Annotated in this window: 1 protein-coding gene; it reads right to left on the reverse strand. The window is 45.2% G+C overall.

The genetic code is table 11. The features are described from left to right. Positions 1-150: 150 nt before the first annotated feature. The gene (gene tnpA / locus KQJ23_RS23555; protein WP_216481334.1) at positions 151-603 is read right to left on the reverse strand and encodes an IS200/IS605 family transposase; all 453 of its coding nucleotides are present in this window, start codon (positions 601-603) and stop codon (positions 151-153) included. Between the last annotated feature and the right edge of the window lie 160 nt (positions 604-763).

Here is a 763-nt window from a genome sequence, read left to right on the forward strand (position 1 = left end):
AATCATAACCACCCGTCAAACGGGTGGTTTGCTCTAAGGCTATAAGCCTTTATTACCGGCTCGCGTCTAAAGGCGCTAGCTTTCACTACGTTCAAGCTACTATGCCTTTGCCTCTTTTGCCTACCCCTCAAGGGGTGCGTTTAATACCAGCTATCCCTTGAAGGGATTCTCATACTCCTTCACGCTGAGCTTATCCAGTGCAATATCATGATTTTCCTGCTCCTGAATATACTTTCGGATCGTTGCTTCGTTCAGACCGACGGTACTCACATAGTAACCTTCCGCCCAGAAGTGACGATTTCCGTACTTATATTTCAGATTTGCATGCTTGTCGAAGATCATGAGGGCGCTCTTCCCCTTGAGGTATCCCATGAAGCTGGATACGCTCATCTTCGGCGGAATGCTTACTAGCATGTGGATATGATCTGGCATGAGGTGTCCTTCCAGAATCTCCACTCCCTTGTAATTACACAGTTGCTTCAGGATATCCCGGATGCTCTCTTTGTATTGATTGTAGATCGCTTTTCGTCTATACTTTGGGGTAAACACGATATGATATTTACACATCCACTTCGTATGTGTCATATCATTTCGATTAGCCATTAAACCACCTTCTCCTTTCGTTATACATAGTAGCTTGAACACTCCTATTATAACGAACGCATCAGGTGGTTTTTTGCTATAAGCCTGGACTACACCACCCGCATAGCGGGTGGTTTTCTGTTTCGCACGCTTCGCGTACTCAACTGGCTTAAGCCATTAA

Source organism: Paenibacillus brevis (assembly GCF_018919145.1).
Classification (GTDB): domain Bacteria; phylum Bacillota; class Bacilli; order Paenibacillales; family Paenibacillaceae; genus Fontibacillus; species Fontibacillus brevis.